19 protein-coding genes are annotated in these 19,153 nt (G+C 69.7%); 13 read left to right on the forward strand and 6 right to left on the reverse strand.

Features of this window, described 5'->3' with window-relative positions:
- Positions 1 to 31: 31 nt before the first annotated feature.
- The 13 genes from OG520_RS06990 (at position 32) to OG520_RS07050 (ending at position 13,227) form a co-directional block, all read left to right on the forward strand.
- Positions 32 to 1,495: an FAD-dependent monooxygenase gene (locus OG520_RS06990; RefSeq protein ID WP_406012575.1), complete on the forward strand. Its 1,464-nt coding sequence runs from the start codon at positions 32 to 34 to the stop codon at positions 1,493 to 1,495.
- A gap of 18 nt (positions 1,496 to 1,513) precedes the next feature.
- On the forward strand, positions 1,514 to 1,837 hold the full coding sequence (locus OG520_RS06995; protein WP_406012576.1) for a TcmI family type II polyketide cyclase: 324 nt from the start codon (positions 1,514 to 1,516) through the stop codon (positions 1,835 to 1,837).
- Complete coding sequence (locus tag OG520_RS07000; RefSeq protein WP_399334716.1) at positions 1,837 to 3,120, forward strand: beta-ketoacyl-[acyl-carrier-protein] synthase family protein; 1,284 nt, start codon at positions 1,837 to 1,839, stop codon at positions 3,118 to 3,120. The genes OG520_RS06995 and OG520_RS07000 overlap by 1 nt, the downstream gene beginning before the upstream one ends.
- On the forward strand, positions 3,117 to 4,337 hold the full coding sequence (locus tag OG520_RS07005) for a ketosynthase chain-length factor (protein WP_406012577.1): 1,221 nt from the start codon (positions 3,117 to 3,119) through the stop codon (positions 4,335 to 4,337). The genes OG520_RS07000 and OG520_RS07005 overlap by 4 nt, the downstream gene beginning before the upstream one ends.
- Before the next feature lie 13 nt (positions 4,338 to 4,350).
- Entirely contained in the window at positions 4,351 to 4,620 is a 270-nt protein-coding gene (locus tag OG520_RS07010; protein WP_399334712.1) for an acyl carrier protein, read from the forward strand.
- A gap of 13 nt (positions 4,621 to 4,633) precedes the next feature.
- Complete coding sequence (locus tag OG520_RS07015; protein WP_399334710.1) at positions 4,634 to 5,422, forward strand: SDR family NAD(P)-dependent oxidoreductase; 789 nt, start codon at positions 4,634 to 4,636, stop codon at positions 5,420 to 5,422.
- 31 nt (positions 5,423 to 5,453) lie between these two features.
- On the forward strand, positions 5,454 to 6,392 hold the full coding sequence (locus tag OG520_RS07020) for an aromatase/cyclase (protein ID WP_406012578.1): 939 nt from the start codon (positions 5,454 to 5,456) through the stop codon (positions 6,390 to 6,392).
- Positions 6,393 to 6,395: 3 nt separating this feature from the next.
- Positions 6,396 to 8,402, forward strand: coding sequence for an SDR family oxidoreductase (locus OG520_RS07025; RefSeq protein ID WP_406012579.1), 2,007 nt, complete (start codon positions 6,396 to 6,398; stop codon positions 8,400 to 8,402).
- 505 nt (positions 8,403 to 8,907) lie between these two features.
- Positions 8,908 to 10,482, forward strand: coding sequence for an acyl-CoA carboxylase subunit beta (locus OG520_RS07030; RefSeq protein ID WP_399334704.1), 1,575 nt, complete (start codon positions 8,908 to 8,910; stop codon positions 10,480 to 10,482).
- A gap of 8 nt (positions 10,483 to 10,490) precedes the next feature.
- On the forward strand, positions 10,491 to 10,703 hold the full coding sequence (locus OG520_RS07035) for an acyl-CoA carboxylase subunit epsilon (RefSeq protein WP_406012580.1): 213 nt from the start codon (positions 10,491 to 10,493) through the stop codon (positions 10,701 to 10,703).
- Positions 10,704 to 10,737: 34 nt separating this feature from the next.
- Complete coding sequence (locus tag OG520_RS07040) at positions 10,738 to 11,763, forward strand: LLM class flavin-dependent oxidoreductase (protein WP_406012581.1); 1,026 nt, start codon at positions 10,738 to 10,740, stop codon at positions 11,761 to 11,763.
- Positions 11,756 to 13,006, forward strand: a complete 1,251-nt coding sequence (locus OG520_RS07045) for an MFS transporter (RefSeq protein ID WP_406012582.1) — start codon at positions 11,756 to 11,758, stop codon at positions 13,004 to 13,006. Before OG520_RS07040 ends, OG520_RS07045 begins: the two co-directional genes overlap by 8 nt.
- Positions 13,003 to 13,227 carry a ferredoxin gene (locus tag OG520_RS07050; protein ID WP_406012583.1) on the forward strand — a complete coding sequence of 75 codons (225 nt, stop codon included), beginning with the start codon at positions 13,003 to 13,005 and terminating at the stop codon, positions 13,225 to 13,227. Before OG520_RS07045 ends, OG520_RS07050 begins: the two co-directional genes overlap by 4 nt.
- A gap of 99 nt (positions 13,228 to 13,326) precedes the next feature.
- Here the strand turns inward: OG520_RS07050 and OG520_RS07055 are convergent, their stop codons facing one another.
- The 6 genes from OG520_RS07055 to OG520_RS07080 form a co-directional block, all read right to left on the reverse strand.
- Entirely contained in the window at positions 13,327 to 14,451 is a 1,125-nt protein-coding gene (locus tag OG520_RS07055) for a cytochrome P450 (RefSeq protein WP_406012584.1), read from the reverse strand.
- A gap of 142 nt (positions 14,452 to 14,593) precedes the next feature.
- Positions 14,594 to 15,544 carry an SDR family NAD(P)-dependent oxidoreductase gene (locus OG520_RS07060; protein ID WP_406012585.1) on the reverse strand — a complete coding sequence of 317 codons (951 nt, stop codon included), beginning with the start codon at positions 15,542 to 15,544 and terminating at the stop codon, positions 14,594 to 14,596.
- Between the two features lie 18 nt (positions 15,545 to 15,562).
- Positions 15,563 to 16,102 carry a TetR/AcrR family transcriptional regulator gene (locus tag OG520_RS07065; RefSeq protein ID WP_406012586.1) on the reverse strand — a complete coding sequence of 180 codons (540 nt, stop codon included), beginning with the start codon at positions 16,100 to 16,102 and terminating at the stop codon, positions 15,563 to 15,565.
- Positions 16,103 to 16,281: 179 nt separating this feature from the next.
- Positions 16,282 to 17,028, reverse strand: a complete 747-nt coding sequence (locus OG520_RS07070; protein WP_406012587.1) for a class I SAM-dependent methyltransferase — start codon at positions 17,026 to 17,028, stop codon at positions 16,282 to 16,284.
- A gap of 81 nt (positions 17,029 to 17,109) precedes the next feature.
- Complete coding sequence (locus tag OG520_RS07075) at positions 17,110 to 18,534, reverse strand: MFS transporter (RefSeq protein ID WP_406012588.1); 1,425 nt, start codon at positions 18,532 to 18,534, stop codon at positions 17,110 to 17,112.
- Between the two features lie 127 nt (positions 18,535 to 18,661).
- Positions 18,662 to 19,111 carry an RrF2 family transcriptional regulator gene (locus tag OG520_RS07080; RefSeq protein ID WP_399334684.1) on the reverse strand — a complete coding sequence of 150 codons (450 nt, stop codon included), beginning with the start codon at positions 19,109 to 19,111 and terminating at the stop codon, positions 18,662 to 18,664.
- Positions 19,112 to 19,153: the final 42 nt, after the last annotated feature.

Here is a 19,153-nt window from a genome sequence, read left to right on the forward strand (position 1 = left end):
GATCAGCTCCCCGGACGCTCTGGAGATTCACATGGACGCTTCAGTCATTGTCGTCGGCGCCGGGCCGGCCGGGCTCATGCTGGCCGGAGAACTGCGTCTGGCGGGCGTCGACACGATCGTGCTCGACCAGCTGGCGGAACGGACCGTCGAGTCCCGCGGGATCGGCTTCACGATCCGCACGATGGAGGTCTTCGACCAGCGCGGCCTGCTACCCCGGTTCGGCGAGATCCAGACAAGTGAGGCGGGGCACTTCGGCGGCCTTCCGCTCGACCTGGCGGTCCTGGACGCCGCCCACGCATCGGCGCGCACCATTCCCCAGTCCACCACCGAGTCCGTACTGGAGTCCCGGGCACGGGAGTTGGGCGCCGTCATCCGGCGGGGCGTGGAGGTCACCGGCCTCGCCGAGGACGGCGAAGGCGTGACCGTGATGGTGCGGGACTCGGCCCGTGCACTGCGGGCCCGCTATGTGGTGGGCTGCGACGGCGGTCGCAGCACCGTCCGCAAGCTCGCCGGGTTCGACTTCCCCGGCACGCCCGCGACCACCGAGCTGTTCCTCGCCGACCTCAAGGGCGTGGACCTGGAGCCCCGGATGACCGGGCAGCCCACCGACGGCGGCCTGGTGATGGTGGCCAAGCTGCCCGGCGGCATCCACCGCATCATCGTCGGAGAGCGGGGCACTCCCCCACAACGCCGTTCGGGGCCCCCGGAGTTCAGCGAGGTCGCCGATGTGTGGAAGCGGCTCACGGACATCGACATCTCCGGTGCCGAGCCGGTCTGGGTGAGCGCGTTCAGCGACGCGGCCCGGCAGGCCACCGAGTACCGGCGCGGCCGGGTGCTGCTCTCCGGGGACGCCGCGCACGTCCATCTCCCCGCGGGCGGCCAGGGCATGAACACCTCCGTACAGGACTCGGTCAACCTGGGCTGGAAGCTCGCCGCGGTGGTGCGGGGCACGGCGCACGAGGCTCTGCTCGACAGCTACCACGAGGAGCGGCACGAGGTCGGCCGCAGGCTCCTGATCAACACGCGGGCGCAGAGCCTGCTCATCCTCGGCGGCGAGGAGGTCTCCCCCATGCGGGAAGTGCTCGGCGAACTCCTCGACCACCCCGAGGTGGTCCGCCATCTCGCGGCGCGGGTCAGCGGCCTCGACATCCGTTACGACGTCGGGAGCGGCCGCAGTCCGCTGCTCGGTGCGCGTCTTCCGCAGCTCGACATGACCTGGGCACGAGGGCGCACCACGAGCACCGCGCTCCTGCGCGCGGGGCGCGGTGTGCTGCTCGACCTCGACGACAACGCGACGCTGCGCGGGCGAGCCGAAGCCTGGCGGGACCGGGTCGACATCGTGACGGCAACCCCCGTCGGCGTACCCGACGGCAGTGATCTGAAGGGGACTTCGGCGGTGCTCGTGCGCCCGGACGGACACGTCGCCTGGGCCGCTCCCGGTAGCCACCACGACCTGCCGATGGCCCTGGACCGCTGGTTCGGGCCCGCTCGATAGACAAGGAGAAGGGAAACCATGCACAGCACTTTGATCGTGGCCAGGATGGCACCCACCTCGGCCGAGAACGTCGCCGGGCTTTTCGGGGCCTTCGACCGGACCGACATGCCCGACCGCATGGGCACGCGTCGCCGTCAGCTCTTCGCCTACCGGGGCCTGTACTTCCACCTCCAGGACTTCGACGAGGACAACGGCGCGGGCCGCATCGAGGAGGCCAAGACCGATCCGCTGTTCACCGCGATCAGCGAAGACCTCAAGCCGTACATCGAGGCGTACGACCCGGCGACCTGGCGCTCCCCCGCGGACGCCATGGCCCGCCGCTTCTACGAATGGAGCGCGTGATGGGCGACGCCCACGACCGGCGCGTCGTGATCACCGGTGTCGGGGTTACCGCGCCGGGCGGGCAGGGGGCCAAGGGCTTCTGGAAGCTGCTCACCGACGGCCGCACGGCAACACGCCGCATCTCGTTCTTCGACCCGTCGGCGTTCCGTTCGCAGGTGGCCGCCGAGGCCGACTTCGACGCGGAGCTGTCGGGACTCACCCCACAGGAGATCCGGCGCATGGACAGGGCCGCGCAGTTCGCGGTGGTCACGGCGCGCGAGGCGGTCGCGGACAGCGGCCTGGAGTTCGAGACGCTCGCCCCACACCGCACGGGAGTGACGATCGGGAGCGCGGTAGGCGCCACGATGGGCCTTGACCAGGAGTACCGGACCGTCAGCGACGGCGGCCGCCTCGAACTGGTCGACCACGCCTACGCCGTGCCGCACCTCTACAACTACATGGTGCCCAGCTCCTTCGCGACGGAGGTCGCCTGGGCGGTGGGCGCCGAGGGCCCGAGCACGGTCGTCTCCACCGGCTGCACCTCCGGTCTCGACGCGGTGGGATACGCCGCCGACGTCATCCGGGAGGGCTCCGCGGACGTGATGATCGCAGGCGCCGCCGACGCGCCCATCTCGCCCATCACGGTGGCCTGCTTCGACGCGATCAAGGCGACCACGCCGCGCAACGACGATCCGCAGCACGCCTCACGCCCCTTCGACAACAGCCGCAACGGCTTCGTCCTGGGTGAGGGCTCGGCAGTCTTCGTCCTGGAGGAGCTCGAGAGCGCCCGCGCCCGCGGGGCGCGGATCTACGCCGAGGTCGCCGGCTTCGCGACCCGGTCGAACGCCTTCCACATGACGGGGCTTCGGCCCGACGGCAAGGAGATGGCTGAGGCGATCCGGGTCGCCCTCGACGAGGCACGGCTCGCCCCGCAGGACATCGACTACATCAACGCGCACGGCTCAGGCACCAAGCAGAACGACCGGCACGAGACGGCCGCATTCAAGCGCAGCCTCGGCGACCACGCCTACCGCACGCCGGTCAGCTCCATCAAGTCGATGGTGGGGCACTCGCTCGGTGCGATCGGCTCCATCGAAGTGGCCGCCTCGGTCCTCGCCATGGCCCATGACGTCGTGCCCCCGACCGCGAACCTCTACACCCCTGATCCGGAGTGCGACTTGGACTACGTACCGCTGACGGCCCGGGAGTGGAAGACCGACGCGGTGCTCTCGGTGGGCAGTGGATTCGGCGGCTTCCAGAGCGCGATCGTGCTCGCCGCCCCCGATCGGGCAGCTGCCCGATGAGGCCACGCACGGTGGTCACGGGGCTCGGCATAGTCGCGCCGACCGGCCTCGGCCTGACGGACTACTGGGCGGCCACGCTCGCCGGTCGGGGCGCGATCGACCGGGTCACGCGGTTCGACCCGTCGCCGTACGCCTCCCGGCTCGCGGGCGAGATACGCGGGTTCGATGCCAAGGAACACCTTCCCAGCAGGCTGCTTCCGCAGACGGACCGGATGACGCGCCTCGCCCTGGTCAGCGCCGACTGGGCGTTCGCGGACGCGGGCGTCGTCCCGTCCGAGCTGCCCGACTACGACGTCGGTGTCATCACGGCAAGCCACTCCGGCGGTTTCGAGTTCGGGCAGAACGAGCTGCGCGCACTGTGGAGCAAGGGCGGCCAGTACGTCAGCGCTTATCAGTCGTTCGCCTGGTTCTACGCGGTCAACAGCGGCCAGATCTCCATCCGCGGCGGACTGCGCGGCCCGAGCAGCGTGGTGGTCAGCGACCAGGCAGGCGGCCTCGACGCGGTGGCGCAAGCCCGTCGGCAGATCCGCAAGGGCACCCGCATGGTGATCTCCGGGGCGGTCGACGCCTCCATCTGCCCGTGGGGCTGGGTGGCCCAACTAACCAGCGGGCGCCTGGCCACCAGCGACGACCCGGAGCGCGCCTATCTGCCCTTCGACGGCCGGGCCGCGGGCCATGTGCCGGGCGAGGGCGGCGCGCTGCTCGTCCTGGAGAACGCCGAGCACGCCCTGGAACGTAATGCTCCGCAGGTGTACGGGGAGATCGCCGGGCACGCCTCCACGGTCGACCCACGGCCCGGCAGCGACCGCGCGCCGACCCTGCAGCGCGCCATGGACCTCGCCCTGGCCGACGCCGACTTGGCGCCGGACGACATTGACGTGGTGTTCGCCGACGCAGCGGCCGTGCCCGACCTGGACCGGGCCGAGGCGGAGGCGATCACCAAGGTGTTCGGGGTGCGCTCGGTACCGGTGACCGCGCCGAAGACGATGACGGGCCGCCTGTACTCAGGCGCGGCACCGCTGGACCTGGCGGCCGCGTTCCTGTCGATGCGCGACGGCGTGATCCCGCCGACCACCGGCTCCACGCTGTCCCCGGACTACGACATCGACCTGGTGACCGGCGCCCCGCGTCCCCACGCGGTGCGCGCCGCTCTCGTACTCGCCCGCGGCCAGGGCGGATTCAACTCCGCGATGGTCGTGCGGGCCGCCCACCACTGACGAAAGGAACGCCATGTCCACCACCGTTTTCACCCGGTCCGAGCTCAAGCGGATCCTCCTGGAGGCCGCGGGCACCGACGAGGAGGTCGACCTGGACGGGGACATCCTCGACACCGACTTCGGCGACCTCGGCTATGAGTCGCTCGCCCTCCTGGAGACGGCGGGGCGCATCGAGCGCGAGTACGGGATCAGCCTCGACGAGGACGCCCTCGGCAAGGCCCGCACCCCGCGCGCCCTGATCGACCTCGTCACCGCCCATCTGTCCGCCACCCACGCCGCCTGACCGGGAGCCGAACATGACCGACACCACAGCACACAAGGTTGCCCTGGTCACCGGTGCGACCAGCGGGATAGGCCTGGCATCGGCCCGGCTGCTCGCCCAGCAGGGGAACCGCGTGTTTCTGTGCGCCCGCGACGAGAAGGCCGTCACGAACACCGTCAAGTCCTTGCAGAACGAGGGCCTCGACGTGGACGGCACCACCGGCGACGTGCGCTCCAAGAAGCAGGTGGCCGGTGTGGTGCAGGCCGCGGTCGCCCGGTTCGGGCCCATCGACATCCTGGTCAACAACGCGGGACGCTCGGGCGGCGGGGTGACCGCCGACATAGCCGACGAGCTGTGGGAGGACGTCATCGCGACCAATCTCACCAGCGTTTTCCTGGTGACCCGCGAAGTCCTGAACGCGGGCGGGATGCGCACCAAGGCGCATGGCCGCATTATCAACATCGCCTCCACGGCCGGCAAGCAGGGCGTGGTGCTCGGCGCCCCCTACTCGGCGTCCAAGCACGGCGTGGTCGGCTTCACCAAGGCCCTCGGCAACGAGCTCGCGCCGACCGGCGTCACGGTGAACGCGGTGTGCCCCGGCTATGTGGAGACCCCCATGGCGCAGCGGGTCCGCCAGGGCTACGCGGAGGCGTACGACACCACCGAAGACGCGATCCTGCAGAAGTTCCAGTCGAAGATCCCGCTCGGCAGGTACTCGACGCCCGAGGAGGTCGCGGGCCTGGTCGGCTATCTCGCCTCCGACCTGGCGGGTTCCATCACCGCCCAGGCCCTGAACGTGTGCGGCGGCCTCGGCAACTTCTGATCCCGCCCGACCCGACTGAGGAGCAAGCATCATGACGACCCGTGAGGTCGAGCACGAGATCACCGTCATGGCGGCGGCGAAGGAGGTCTACCGGCTGCTCGCCAAGGTGGAGAACTGGCCGCGCCTCTTCCCGCCGAACGTGTACGTCGAGCACCTGGAACAGGAGGGCGACCGGGAGCGCATACGGATCTGGGCCACCGCCAACGGCGAGGCCAAGAACTGGACGTCGCGCCGCCACCTCGACCCGGAGGGGCTGCGCATCACCTTCCAGCAGGAGGTGTCGTCGCCGCCGATCGCCGAGATGGGCGGCACGTGGATCATCGAACCGCTGGGCACGGACGAGACCCGGCTGCGACTCCTGCACTCCTACCGGGCCATCGACGACGACCCCGAGTCGCTCGCCTGGATAGACGAGGCGGTCGACAGCAACAGCCGCGCCGAGCTGCCCGCGCTCAAGGCGGGGCTCGAAGAAGCCACGCAGACAGCGGAGTTGACACTTTCGTTCACGGACTCGGTGCGGGTCGAGGGGTCCGCGAAGGACCTGTACGACTTCATCAACGAGGCCGACCGGTGGACCGAGCGCCTGCCGCACGTCAGTACCGTCAAGCTCACCGAGGACACCCCCGGCCTGCAGGTCCTGCGGATGGACACCGTCGCCAAGGACGGCTCCGCGCACACCACCGAATCGGTGCGGGTGTGCTTCCCACACCAGCGGATCGCGTACAAGCAGACCACGCTGCCCGCGCTCATGACGCTGCACACCGGGAACTGGCAGTTCGAGGAGGGCGACGACGGGGTCGTCACGGCCACGTCGCAACACACCGTCGTCGTCAACGCGGAGAACATCACCAAGGTCCTGGGCCCGGACGCGGGCGTCAAGCGGGCCAGGGAGTTCCTGCGCAGCGCGCTCGGCGCCAACAGCCGGGCCACCCTGGACCACGCCAAGCGATACGCGGAAGCGCGGCGTTGACCGATGCCGCTCATCTCGACTCCCCCGACGGACACCGATGTCGTGATCGTCGGTGCGGGGCCCGTCGGGCTGCTGCTCGCCGGGGACCTGCGCACGCACGGCGTGCGCACCACCGTCCTGGAGCAGCTCAGCAAGCCGATGACCGAGTCACGGGCATCCACGCTGCACGCCCGCACCATGGCGGTGTTCGAGGAGCGCGGCATCCTCGACCGGCTCGGTGAGCTGCCGGACGGCGGCCACGGCCACTTCGGGGGCATGCGGCTCGATCTGACCGCCGCCGACCCCGGCCACCAGTACGCCGGTCAGTGGAAGTGCCCGCAGACCCGCATCGAGTCGGTCCTCCAGGAGCGGGCCCTCGATCTCGGGGCGCAGATTCGGCGCGGTCTGCTTCTGGTGTCCCTGACCGACCGGGAGGGGCACGTCCTGCTCGAGGCCGTCGGGGACGACGGCGAGCGCGCCCGTGTCACCAGCGCTTTCGTGGTGGGGTGCGACGGAGGCGACAGCACCGTGCGGCGGCTCGCGGGCTTCGACTTCGCGGGCGATGCCGCGACGCGCGAGATGCTGCGGGCCGATGTGGCGGGCATTGACGTGCCGGCCCGGCGCTTCGAGCGGCACCCGAACGGCCTGGCCGTGGCGCACCGTTGGCCGGACGGCAGCACCCGTGTGATGGTCCATGTCTTCGGGACGGACCCGAAGGAGCGCACCGGGCCCCCCACGTTCGACGAGGTCGTCACCGCGTGGGCGGAGGTCACCGGCGAGGACATCGGCCACGGGACGCCCCTGTGGCTGAACGCGTTCGACAACACGAGCCGCCAGGCGACCCAATACCGCAAGGGTCGGGTCCTGCTCGCGGGCGACGCCGCCCATGTGCAGATGCCCGTCGGCGGGCAGGCACTCAATCTCGGCCTGCAGGACGCCGCCGAACTCGGTGGACGCCTCGCGGGGCGGGTCAGGTCACAGGACCAGGACGACCTGCTCGACGGCTACGACCTCGTGCGCAGGCCCATCGGCACGCACACCCTCAAGAACATCCAGGCGCAGTCGCTGCTGCTCCTCGGCGGACCCGAAGTGGAGCACCTGCGGGACGTGTTCGGCGAACTCCTCGGCTTCGGTCCGGTCCGCCGCCACCTGGCCCGCATGATCAGCGGCCTCAGCCGTTCCCCTGCCTCCGTGGCACCGGGAGCATCCCTCGCCGAGGGGATCCCACACGACCCGACCGCATCAAGTGACAGGAGTTCGAAGATGGGCAGGCTCGCCAACAAGACGGCGCTGGTCACCGGTTCCAGCCGGGGCATCGGCCGCGCCACCGCACAACGCCTCGCCCGGGAGGGCGCCCTCGTCATCGTGCACTACGCCTCCGACACGGCCTCCGCCGACGAGACCGTGGAGCTGGTCGAGCGGGACGGCGGCCGTGCCTTCCCGGTCCGCGCGCAGCTCGGCGTACCCGGTGACGTACACGAGCTGTTCCTCGGTGTGGAGCTGGGCCTGAAGGAGCGGACCGGGGAGACCAAGCTCGACATTCTGGTCAACAACGCGGGCGCCACCACTCCGACCGGGCTCGCCCCCGAGGACGTCACGGTCGAGGAGTTCGACCGGCTCTTCGCCGTGAACGCGAAGGCTCCTTTCTTCATCGTGCAGCGGGCGCTCTCGCTGCTTTCCGAGGGCGGCCGCATCATCAACATCTCGTCGGGGCTCACCCGGTTCGCCAGCCCCGACCAGGTGGCGTACGCCATGACGAAGGGCGCCATCGAGCAGATCTCGCTGCACTTCGCCCGGCACCTCGCCCCGCGCGGCATCACCGTGAACAGCGTGGCGCCCGGCATCACCAACAACGGCAGCGCGGTCTTCGACATCCCCGAGGCAGTGGAGCAGATGTCCCAGCTCTCCGCGTTCAAGCGGGTCGGCGAGGCCGTGGACGTCGCGGACGTCGTGACGTTCCTGGCCAGCGACGAGGCCCGCTGGATCACCGGGTCCTTCGTCGACGCGAGCGGCGGCACCCTGCTCGGCTAGGGCCTGTCCGGCGGATCAGGGCCGGACAGGGCGCGGCGGCTGGTGCGGTGCATCGCAAGGCGCCGGAGCGTCCTGATAGCAGAGCTATTCGGACGTTTCGGCAACGCTGCGAGGTGCCGTGTCAGCCGCCGCGCCCCCGGCCATGATCCGCCGGACAGGCCCTAGGGCCTTTCGTTTGGATCAGGCCGGATCAGGGAGCGGGGTCCGGTGCTGTGGATCGCAAGGCGGAGGAGGGAGCAGACGCGGAGCGTCGGCGACTGACGACAACGCGGCGAGGCGCAGCACCAGGGCACGCGAGCCCGGCGTGATCCGAACAAAGGGCCCCAGGGGGTGTCTGACAAATGCCTGCGGCGTCGCGGTGTCCGGCACGCACACTCGCGGCGTGCCGAACCGCCCACGTGGCTCCGCCACGCAGACGCTCCGGCGCCTTGCGATCGCACGCACCGGACACCGCTCCTTCTCCCGCACTCATTTATCAGACACCCCCTGACCACCAGGAGCGACGATGACCACCGCGCAGGCATCTGTGACCACCGCCACCGACCGGCTCGGCGAACTCAACGAACTCAAAGAACTGGCACGGCTCGGAGCCGACCCGAAGGCCACCGAGCGCCAACACGCCAAGGGCAAGCTCACCGCGTACGAACGCATCGACCTGCTGCTCGACCCGGGCACCTTCACCGAGGTGGAGCCGCTGCGGCGGCACCGCGCGACCGGCTTCGGCCTGGAGGCGAAGCGCCCGCACACCGACGGCGTGGTCACAGGCTGGGGCACCGTCGAGGGCCGGACGGTCTTTGTGTACGCGCATGACTTCCGCATCTTCGGAGGCGCGCTCGGCGAGGCGCACGCCCAGAAGATCCAGAAGATCATGGACATGGCCATCGCGGCCGGTGCCCCGCTGGTCTCGCTGAACGACGGCGCGGGCGCCCGAATCCAGGAGGGCGTATCGGCGCTCGCCGGGTACGGCGGCATCTTCCAGCGCAACACCCGCGCCTCCGGGGTCATCCCGCAGATCAGCGTGATGCTCGGGCCCTGCGCGGGCGGCGCGGCCTACTCGCCCGCGCTCACCGACTTCGTGTTCGCGGTCCGCGGCATCTCGCAGATGTTCATCACGGGCCCGGACGTGGTGCGTTCGGTGACGGGCGAGAAGGTCACCCAGGACGGGCTCGGCGGCGCCGATGTGCACGGCGGCGTGTCGGGCGTCGCACACTTCGTGCACGACGACGAGGAGAGCTGCCTCGCGGACGTACGCCTCCTGCTGTCGATGCTGCCGTCCAACAACCGGGAGCTGCCGCCCGAGGCACCGAACGGCGACCCGGCCGACCGGCGCGTGGACCGCCTGCTCGACCTGGTGCCCGCGGACGGGAACCGGTCGTACGACATCCGCGACGTGATCAACGAACTCGTCGACGATGACGAGGTGTTGGAGGTACATGCCCAGTGGGGCGCCAACCTCGTGTGCTCCCTGGCGCGGCTCGACGGCCAGGTGATCGGCGTCGTCGCGAGCCAGCCGTCGTCGCTCGCCGGCGTCCTGGACATCAAGGCCAGCGAGAAGGGCGCGCGGTTCGTGCAGTTCTGCGACGCCTTCAACATCCCGCTGCTCACCCTCGTCGACGTGCCGGGCTTCCTGCCCGGTGTCGACCAGGAGCACGAGGGCATCATCCGGCGCGGCGCGAAGCTCCTGTACGCGTACTGCAACGCGACCGTGCCCCGCATCTCGGTAATCCTGCGCAAGGCGTACGGCGGCGCGTACATCGTGATGGACTCCCGCTCGATCGGCACCGACCTGTCCTTCGCCTGGCCCACCAACGAGATCGCGGTGATGGGCGCGGAGGCCGCGGCCGATGTCGTCTTCCGCCGTGAGATCGCCGCGTCCCAGGACCCGGCCACGACCCGCGAGCAGAAGATCAAGGAGTACAAGCGGGAGCTCGTTCACCCCTATTACGCGGCCGAACGCGGCCTGGTCGACGATGTCATCCACCCCGGCGACACCCGCTCCGTCCTGATCCGCGCGTTCGCGATGCTGCGCCGCAAGGACGTCGACCTGCCGCAGCGCAAGCACGGCAACCCCCCGCAGTGAGCAGCCGGTTGACCGGTTCCGACGGGTCCTTCTTCCTGCGCGTGGAGAAGGGCAGCCCGGACGTGATCGAGCTGAGCGCGCTCACCACCGTCCTGTACGCCCGGCTGGCCGCCACCCAGCAGGAGCCGCAGGAGTCCGAGCGCCCGCTGGCGCGCTGGCGCCGCCCCGAGCGCGCGCCCGGCTTCCGAGGCCCGAGGACCTGGCAGCGCGGTCCCAGCTGAGCACCCGCACCCCACAAGACACGGAGACCAGAGCATGGATGTCGGACTTCTCTTCGATCTGCGCAACCCGGACCAGTGGCACAGGCCCTGGGCCGACCACTACGCCCGTTCCCTCGAATTCTGCGAGGAGGCCGACCGGCGCGGCGCGGGCGGCCTCTGGTTCACCGAGCACCACCTCTTCGAGGACGGCTACCTGCCGCAGCCCCTGACGTTCGCCGCGGCCGCCGCCGCCCGCACCCGCAACGCCCGCATCGGCACCGCGGTCCTGCTCCCCAACCTCCACAAGCCCGCCCAGCTCGCCGAGGACGCCGCGGTCGTCGACCTGATCAGCGGCGGCCGTCTGGAAATTGGCTTCGGCGCCGGATACCGGGTGCCCGAGTACGACTTGTTCGACGCCGACTTCAAGAACCGCTTCAAGCAGGTCGAGCGCAACATCGTCGAGGTCAGGCGGCTTTGGGAGGAGGGCGGCATCACTCCAGGACCGCTCCAGACGCCGGTTCCGCTGTGGGGCGGCTTCTACGGTCCGCGCGGCGCCCGCATCGCGGGACGGCTCGGCATCGGCCTCCTGCACATCTCGCACGAGATGTACGGGCACTATCGCGAGGGCCTGATCGAGGGCGGCCACGGCCCTGAGCTCGCCCGGGTCTCGGACCTGCTTCCCGTGATACTCGCCGACGACCCCGAAGCAGCGTGGCCCCGCGTCGCACCGCATGTCGCCCACCAGATGAACACCTACCGGCAAGGCTCGGTGGAGGGCACGGACCACCCCAGGCCACCGCTGCTCAGCCCCGGCGACTTCCCCGAGACCCCGAAGGCCGACGGCTCCTGGTCGACCCTGGAGATCCTCACGCCCGAGGACGCCGCGGTCCGCATCCACGAACGGACCAAGGGGCTCCCGGTGAAACACCTCATCTTCTGGGCGAGCGTCGCCGGGATGCCGGACGACCTCGTCGTCCGCAACATCGAGTTGGTCAGCGAGCGCCTGCCCGCGCTGCTCGCCGAGGCCGCCACCTCCGGCGCCGCCGAATCCCGCCCGGCCGGGGTGTCCTCAGGTGGCTGAGCCACTCGCCCGGGAAGGCACCTCCGCGCGGGCCCGACGCGGCACATGGCGGCTCCTGTTCATCCTGTCGGGGAACATGGTCCTCGACGCCATCGAGGTCTCGGTGGTACTCATCGCCCTGCCCTGGATCGGCGCCGACCTCGGCCTGTCCGTGTGGACGGTGCAGTGGCTGATGAGCGGCTTCGCCGCCGGTTTCGCCGCGACACTGCTCCTTGGCCCCCGTGCCACCGCGCGGTGGGGCCTGCGCCGCTGCTACCTCGTGGCGATGCTGGTGTTCGCCGCGGCCTCTGTGGCGGGCGGCTCGGCCGACTCGACCGCCCTCCTGATCGCCTCGCGCGTCCTCAAGGGCGGCTGCGCCGCCCTCACCGCGCCCGCCGGGCTGGCCCTGATCACCACCACGTTCCCTGACGGCCCGCAGCAGCGGCGGGCCGTGTCGGTGTACTCCCTGTTCGGCGCGGCCGGGTTCACCCTCGGCCTGCTGCTCTCCGGGGTGCTCACTGCGGCGAGCTGGCGCTGGACGTTCCTGTTCCCTGCGCCGCTCGCCCTCGTGCTCCTGGTGTGGGGGCTGCGGGTGATCCCGCGCACGGGACGCCGGACGCCGCCGCGCCTGACGGCGGGGCTCGCCCGCAACGGCCCGCTGATCCGCTCGACGCTCGGGGCGGCCACCCTCAACGGCACCTACGCGGCACTGCTCCTCCTGGTCACCTTCCAGGCGTACGACCACTTCGGATGGCGGCCCTGGCAGCTGGCGCTCGCGCTGCTCCCCGCGTGTGTACCGCTCGCGGTGTCCGTGCCCTTCGCCGGCCGTCTGGTCGCCCGATTCGGTACGCGGCTGCCGATCGCCGCCGGGGCGGCGGCCGCGTTCGCGGGCCAGCTGCTCCTGCTGCTGGGTCCCGAACCCACCTCGTACGTCATCGGTGTGCTGCCGACGCTCCTTCTCGTCGGCGCCGCCATGGCGCTGTCCTTCGCCGCCCTGAACATGCAGGCCACCCGGGACGTCGAACCCGGACTGCGCGCGGCGGCGGTGCCGCTGTTCCAGACAGGCGTGCAGCTCGGCGGCGTCCTGATGCTGCCCCTGACCGCCGCCCTGCTCACCCACTTCGGCGGCTACCGGCCGGCGCTCCTGGCCATCGCGCTCGCCGGGGCGGCCGGGGTCGGCATCGCGGTCACCGGAACACGATCCGGCCCACCGGGAGTTGACCGATCCGCCCCTGAGCCCCGGAAAGAGAGGAACTCGCCATGACCGCTTCCCTGGAGATCACCGTGGAGGAGGACAAGTGTGTGGCCTCGGGGCAGTGCGTGATGACCGTGCCGGAGGTCTTCGACCAGCGCGTCGAGGACGGTGTCGTCATCCTGCTGGACGCGCGGCCGCCCGCCGCAGCCCATGACGAGGTGCGCGCGGTGGTAGCTCTTTGCCCGGCCGCCGCCATCCGCGTCACCGAGGGGCAGCGGTCGCGCGGCTGACCCCCGACCGCGCTGTCCTGAGCAGCCTGGAGCCGCCCTCCGACCACGAGGGCGGCTCACACATGTGCGACGTTCCGCCCGGGGAATCCCCCGGGCGGATCACCACTCGGCGGGAAGGCTCTTGACCCCGTACACCAGCGATTCCGTGCGGTACTCGATCTCCTCGAACGGGACCGCGAGCCGCAGGTCCGGGAAGCGGCGGAACAGTGCGGGCAGCGCGATGCCGAGCTCGAGGCGGGCGAGTTGCTGACCGACGCACTGGTGCCGACCGTAGCCGAAGGCCAGATGCGGCACCGGCTTGCGGCGCAGGTCGAGCTCGTCCGCGGGCGAGGGCAGGGCGGCGCCGTGGTTGGCCATGAGCGTCGAGACGACGACGTGCTCCCCGGCACGTATCTCCTGGCCGTTGGCCGACAGGTCGGTGTTCGCCTTCCTGACCAGCGGGGGCGCCACCGCGAGGAGCCGCAGCAACTCCTCGACGGCACCGCCGGACAGCTCGTCGTCGTCGCGCAGGACCGCCAGCTGCTCCGGGTGCGACAACAAGGCAAGGACACTGAGCCCGATCATGCCGGAGAGGGTTCCGTGTCCGGCCACGAGGACATCCAGGCCCATGCCGACCAGCTCGTCGTCGCTGAGCTCCGCACCGTGCTTGCGCACCAGGTCCCCGAGGATGTTGTCGCCCGGTTCCCGACGGTGTGCGGTGACCAGTTCGGCCATGTAGTCGATCATGGCCGCGAAGTTGTCCTGCTGGACCTCCAGCGTGGTGTCGACGCTGCTCGCGATCGAACTGCGCTCCAGGATGCCCGCCCGGTCCTCGAGCGGTGCCCCCAGCAACTCGCAGATCACGATCAGGGGCAGCGGTTCGGCGAAGGTCTTGATCAAGTCGACGCCCGGACCGGCCTTCTCCACGGCGTCAAGGTGTTTCTCGACGATCTGCTCGATCACGCCGCTGAGCGCCCGGATCCTCTTCATCGTGAAGGCGCCGGCCTGCATCCGGCGATACCGGGTGTGCTCGTCCCCGTCGTAATTGAGCAGGACGCCCGGCTGGTTCATCACCGAGCGCGGGCCGGTCCAATGCGGATCGAAGGCGAACCCGACCTCGTAGCGAGCGTCGGCCAGCACCGCGCGGGCATCGTCCTCACGAGTAATGAGTACGGCTCCGACCTCGCCGAGCTGGGAGTTCGGCACCGGAACTCGGTGCAGCAACGGGTCTTTGTGCAGCTCCACGAGATCAGGTCCGGGCCGGAATGGACACTTGGCCTGACGGTGATTATGGGGCATCGACACCGGTTCGGTCATGGCATTCATTACCTTCCTGACGACACAAGGGTAATTCAGCGGAAAGTGCATACCGGCTGCAGGCCGTTTGTCATGAGGCGCGCACCCTGTCACGCAAGAGTTCCCGTGTGATGCTGTCGAGCCGCGCCGCGGAGCCCTTGTCGAACGCCGGGCGAAGGAGACTGAGAGGTGTGCCCTCCACAAAGGCGCTCAGCGGTTCCCGGGGCGGAGCGTCGATGATCTCGAGGATCGGCGGGACGGTGAACTCGACCGGCTGCGCGGCCCTCTTCATCTGGTCGATGTGAGCCGCGGTGGCAGCGTCGAATTCGCCCGCGAAGCCGGTGCGTGTCCCACCGGGGAACAGCAGTACATACCGGGCACGACGCGTGCTCCCTCCCTCGGCGAACGAGACACCGAGCAGGTCGTTGAGGCGGCCGCCCTGGAACATGGCCGACCAGCCGTCGTAGTTGCGTTCGAAGCCGAGGTCGTCCCACTGGATGCCCGGCGCCCCCACGCCAGGACCGGCGACGTTCATCACGACCGGCGCTTCGGCCTTGTTCATCAGGTCGGCCAGGCCGTATCCGAGCAGGTACCGGCTGAGGTAGTACAGCGCGAAATTGTGCTCGATCCCTTCGGAGGTAACCATTCGATGGCTGCGGAAGTACCGTGCACACAAAACGAGTACGTCCACCGCCGCGAACCGATCCTTGATCTCCGCAATGACGCGCTGGTTCTCGCTGACGAGGCTGAGGTCGGCCTCGATGAAGAAGGCACGGTCGGCCGCACCCACCCTCTGTGCCGTGTCGAGGAACTTCTTCCCCTTCACCGGATCCGGACCGAGGACGACCACCTGGTCGCCCCGGCCGAGATAGGTGTTCGCGAGCGCCTGCCCGATACCGGAAGTGCCCCCTGTGACAACAATGGTCTTCACCGTGATCCTCCTCGGAACACTGAGTCGTGAGATTTTGCGCGACAGAAAAGCTCCCGCCCGCGGGCAGACTCCACCCCTGGACGAGTAGCAAAGAAAGAGAAATCGGGACAAGGAGTCAGAGAAAGAAACTCAGACGGTCGCGGCGGCGATTTCCGCCCGGACCACGTCACTGGCGAGTCCGACGGCCGCTTCCGCTGCACCGGTGGAACCCAAGGTCGACCCGTTCACGTAGAGACCGTCGATGATCAGCATGATCCGGTCGCCGAGCCTGCCCGGGTCCGCGGCCGGAGTCCTGCGTGCAAGGCCCCGCAGTTGCTCGCGCACGCGTCGGAAATGCTTCAGGGAAACCTGATGTGCCGGATGGTCCGGGTCGGGAAACTCCGCATGCGTGTTACGGAGGGGGCAGCCCCTTGCGTTCGGCGCCATGCCCTGGACCGCCCGGACCAACTCGACGAGCCGGTCCTCGGGCGCGTCCACCGTGGCACACACACCGGTCACAATCCGGTCCCAGGCCTCGGCGGACCGCTCGAGATACGCCACCACCAGCTGGTCCTTGCCGGGGAACTCCCGATAGAGCAACTGCTTGCCACAGCCGGCTTCGTCGATGATCTGCTGCATACCGACCGCGTGCACGCCCCGCTGGTCGAAGAGATGGGCAGCGGCGTCCAAGATGCGCTCGCGGGTACCGGCAGCAGGTTTCCGGGGCATGGGCCGAGGCTAGCAGACCAATCGGTCCCGTACTGGCTGAATACCGATCGTCACGACTGCTCGTGTGGCACACTCCGGCCTCCATGTCCGAGTCCTGAGCCCTGGGCCGCGCCATCCACGCGAGCCAGGGCAGCGGAGCCTCACCTACGCTGCGCACGCACATAGGACATCGGTGTCAGCACCCGCCCGTGTTCGTCCACCTGGATCGCGTCCGGGCCCGGCCTGGCACCGGTGTCCCGGGCCACCGCTTCGCCCAGCTCGGCCAGGAGTTCGCGGGTGAAGCTCGTGGCGAAGACAGCTTCGGTCATGTCCTGGATCTCCCAGTGCCGGCCGAGGTTCGCGTGCAGATTGGCCTTGCTGATCAGGGCCTCCGCCACGATCGGCGTCCCCGACGGCACGGATTCCGCGAAGCAGAACAGGTGGAGCGCGGCACCCGGTCGGCACACCCGGTGGAGCGCTGCAGCGTACGCCGACCTCTGCTCGTCGTTCAGGCAGTGGTAGAGGCCGCTGTCGAGCACGGTGTCGAAATCGCTTCCGACACCGCCCAGTTCGGTGGCATCGGACATCAGGAACCGCACCTGCACGCCATGGGCCTCGGCCCGCCGCGCCGCCTGCTCGATCGCGCTGGGCGAACCGTCCACGCCGGTCACCTCATACCCTTGGCCCGCCAGCAGAATGGCGTTCTCGCCCAGTCCGCAGCCCGCGTCGAGCACCTTGCCGCTGAAGCCGCCCGCGCGCGCCAGATCCACCACGGCTCGCTGGGGCTCACCGATGTCCCAAGGAATCAGCACCTCACCGGGGGCGACGCCGTCGAAGGACGCGCGCCCCGCGTACAACGCGTCGTATTCCTTGTCCTCTTGAGAGAAAGTCCGCTCTTGCGCGGCCATGCCGGTCCCCTTGTCGCTCGCAAGCTCGTCAACCAACGCTTGGTGGATCTGGTGCGCCCTGGATGTGGGGCAGTTGCGTTCCTACTGGACGCTGTTCGCTTCTTGCGCCGTCGCGGCCGCAGGGGCTGCCTCGGCCTCGGAGCCGGCCGTGGGACGCATCCGTAACGCAACGATGAGCGTGAGGACGACGACCGCGGCCATGGCCAGGAAGACGTCGGAGTAGGCCGAGCCGTCATCGCCGGAGTAGAGGGGGTTGATGGCGTCACTGCCGCTCTGCTGCCTCGCGGACACCAGCACGCCGAACGCGGCGGGGCCGGTACCGGCCCCGAGGAACTGGGCCCCCTGGAGGATCCCGAGGCCGACACCGGCCTGCTCGTGGGGCAGCTCGCTTGCCGCAGCGCCGATGATGGTGGTCATCACAAGCATGAAGCCGATGCTCAGCCCGAGGATCCCGACACCGGCGAAGACCACCGAGGAGCCGCCGGTGAAGGACGAGAGGAACAGCGAGAACAGCCCGATGAGGCCGAGCCCGGAGAGCACCAGGAGCCGCGTGGCGACGCGGCCGGCGAGGCGCCCGATCCACGGCGAGAGAAGCGCGGTCATGACTCCGGCCGGGATCATGACCAAGGCGCCCTCACCCGGGGTGAGTTCGTTGACCTCCACCAGCAGCAGCGGGACGAACACCAGACCGCCGAGGTTGACGACCATGGCCAGGAACGCGACGAGGATGCCGGTCCGGTAGACGCGATTGGTGAACAGCGATGGCGGAACGAACGGCTGGTCGACACGGACGGTGCGCACCCCGAAGAGCACGAGCGCCGCGATCGCGACCACGAGGCTGCCCCAGGACAGGGGTTCGGTGAAGCCGGAGACCTGGGCCCGGGTCATGCCGAACAGGACGAGACCGGCTCCGAGGCCGAGGAGCATGCCACCGGGGAGGTCGAGCCGGCCCGAGCCCTGCGGAGTCTCGTCCGGGAGTACGCGCATGGCCGGGAATAGCAGCAGCAGCGAGACCACAAGCATGATCCAGAACAGTGCGGGCCAGCCGAGCGCCTGCCCGATGCCGCCGCCCAACGCCGGTCCAGCGGCGGTGCCGACGCCCGCACCGGCGGAAACGACGCCGATCCCGACACCGCGCCGCTCCGGCGGCAGCAGCGTCGTGACGGCGAAGATCGAGAGCACGGGGATCGCGGCCGCGCCGATGCCCGTCACGATCCGCCCGGCCACGAGCACGGCCAGACTCGGGGAGATCGCGCAGATCAGGCTCCCGACGGCGTAGGTGAGGAGTGCGAAGGCGAAGAGACGACGCAGGCTCACGCGGTCCGAAATGCGGCCGTACAGGGGAATCCCGACCGAGAACATCAGCAGGAAGCCAGTGACGACCCAGGCAAGCTCCGCCTCGGATGCCCCGAACTCGGACCCGATCGTCGGAAGCATCAGATTGACCATGTCGCTGGCCGTGACCGTGACGAGGATCGCCGGCATCAGCAAGGCCAGTAAGCCCATTCCTGAGCCGGTCCGCTCGGTCGTTGTCGACGTGGAAGTCATTCGAGGCCCTTCGGGTGACTTTCCGCCACCATGGTAGTTACAGTTAGGGCAAAAGAGGGGCGGAGGACACCGCCTCCGCCATCGGTCAGTTGGTGACGCGTTGCGCGACCTCGCGCTCACTGGCCAGCACTTGCCGGACAAGGTGGGCGATCGTCGTCCGCCCGAGCCGTTCCTTCATGGCCCGCTCCGCGTCCTGGAACTCCACCTCGAGCAGCTTCTGCATGTTCCGCCCCACCTCGCATTCGGCGCTCGGCGGATGCGGGTACCGCGAAAGGATCGGCCCCGCCTCTACGGCGGTGTACGCGTCGTAGAGCGTGATCTCACGGGCGGGCCGGGCAAGCGACCAGCCGCCGTTGCGCCCCTCGGTGGACCAGACCAGACCGGCATCCCGCAGACTGCCGAGGATCCGCCGCACCAGAACCGGATTACTGGCCAGGCTCTCCGCCATCTCCGCGGAGGTCAACGAGTGATCCCAGCGCCCCAGCATGGTAAGTGCGTGAATCGCGACCGCACTCCTGCTGCTGATGCTCACCATGACCCCTTCGCGACCGTCGCCTCGCCGATCCAACTGCAACAA

This window comes from Streptomyces sp. NBC_00984, from assembly GCF_045162475.1.
Lineage (GTDB): Bacteria > Actinomycetota > Actinomycetes > Streptomycetales > Streptomycetaceae > Streptomyces.

Excerpts from the sequence above, each read along its gene's own strand:
- OG520_RS07005 (WP_406012577.1), top strand. The coding sequence starts at position 3,117 with ATGAGGCCACGCACGGTGGTCACGGGGCTCGGCATAGTCGCGCCGACC.
- OG520_RS07015 (WP_399334710.1), top strand. The coding sequence starts at position 4,634 with ATGACCGACACCACAGCACACAAGGTTGCCCTGGTCACCGGTGCGACC.
- OG520_RS07030 (WP_399334704.1), top strand. The coding sequence starts at position 8,908 with ATGACCACCGCGCAGGCATCTGTGACCACCGCCACCGACCGGCTCGGC.
- OG520_RS07010 (WP_399334712.1), top strand. The coding sequence starts at position 4,351 with ATGTCCACCACCGTTTTCACCCGGTCCGAGCTCAAGCGGATCCTCCTG.
- OG520_RS07080 (WP_399334684.1), bottom strand. The coding sequence starts at position 19,111 with ATGGTGAGCATCAGCAGCAGGAGTGCGGTCGCGATTCACGCACTTACC.
- OG520_RS07070 (WP_406012587.1), bottom strand. The coding sequence starts at position 17,028 with ATGGCCGCGCAAGAGCGGACTTTCTCTCAAGAGGACAAGGAATACGAC.
- OG520_RS07000 (WP_399334716.1), top strand. The coding sequence starts at position 1,837 with ATGGGCGACGCCCACGACCGGCGCGTCGTGATCACCGGTGTCGGGGTT.
- OG520_RS06990 (WP_406012575.1), top strand. The coding sequence starts at position 32 with ATGGACGCTTCAGTCATTGTCGTCGGCGCCGGGCCGGCCGGGCTCATG.
- OG520_RS07040 (WP_406012581.1), top strand. The coding sequence starts at position 10,738 with ATGGATGTCGGACTTCTCTTCGATCTGCGCAACCCGGACCAGTGGCAC.
- OG520_RS07020 (WP_406012578.1), top strand. The coding sequence starts at position 5,454 with ATGACGACCCGTGAGGTCGAGCACGAGATCACCGTCATGGCGGCGGCG.
- OG520_RS07025 (WP_406012579.1), top strand. The coding sequence starts at position 6,396 with ATGCCGCTCATCTCGACTCCCCCGACGGACACCGATGTCGTGATCGTC.
- OG520_RS06995 (WP_406012576.1), top strand. The coding sequence starts at position 1,514 with ATGCACAGCACTTTGATCGTGGCCAGGATGGCACCCACCTCGGCCGAG.
- OG520_RS07050 (WP_406012583.1), top strand. The coding sequence starts at position 13,003 with ATGACCGCTTCCCTGGAGATCACCGTGGAGGAGGACAAGTGTGTGGCC.
- OG520_RS07075 (WP_406012588.1), bottom strand. The coding sequence starts at position 18,534 with ATGGGCTTACTGGCCTTGCTGATGCCGGCGATCCTCGTCACGGTCACG.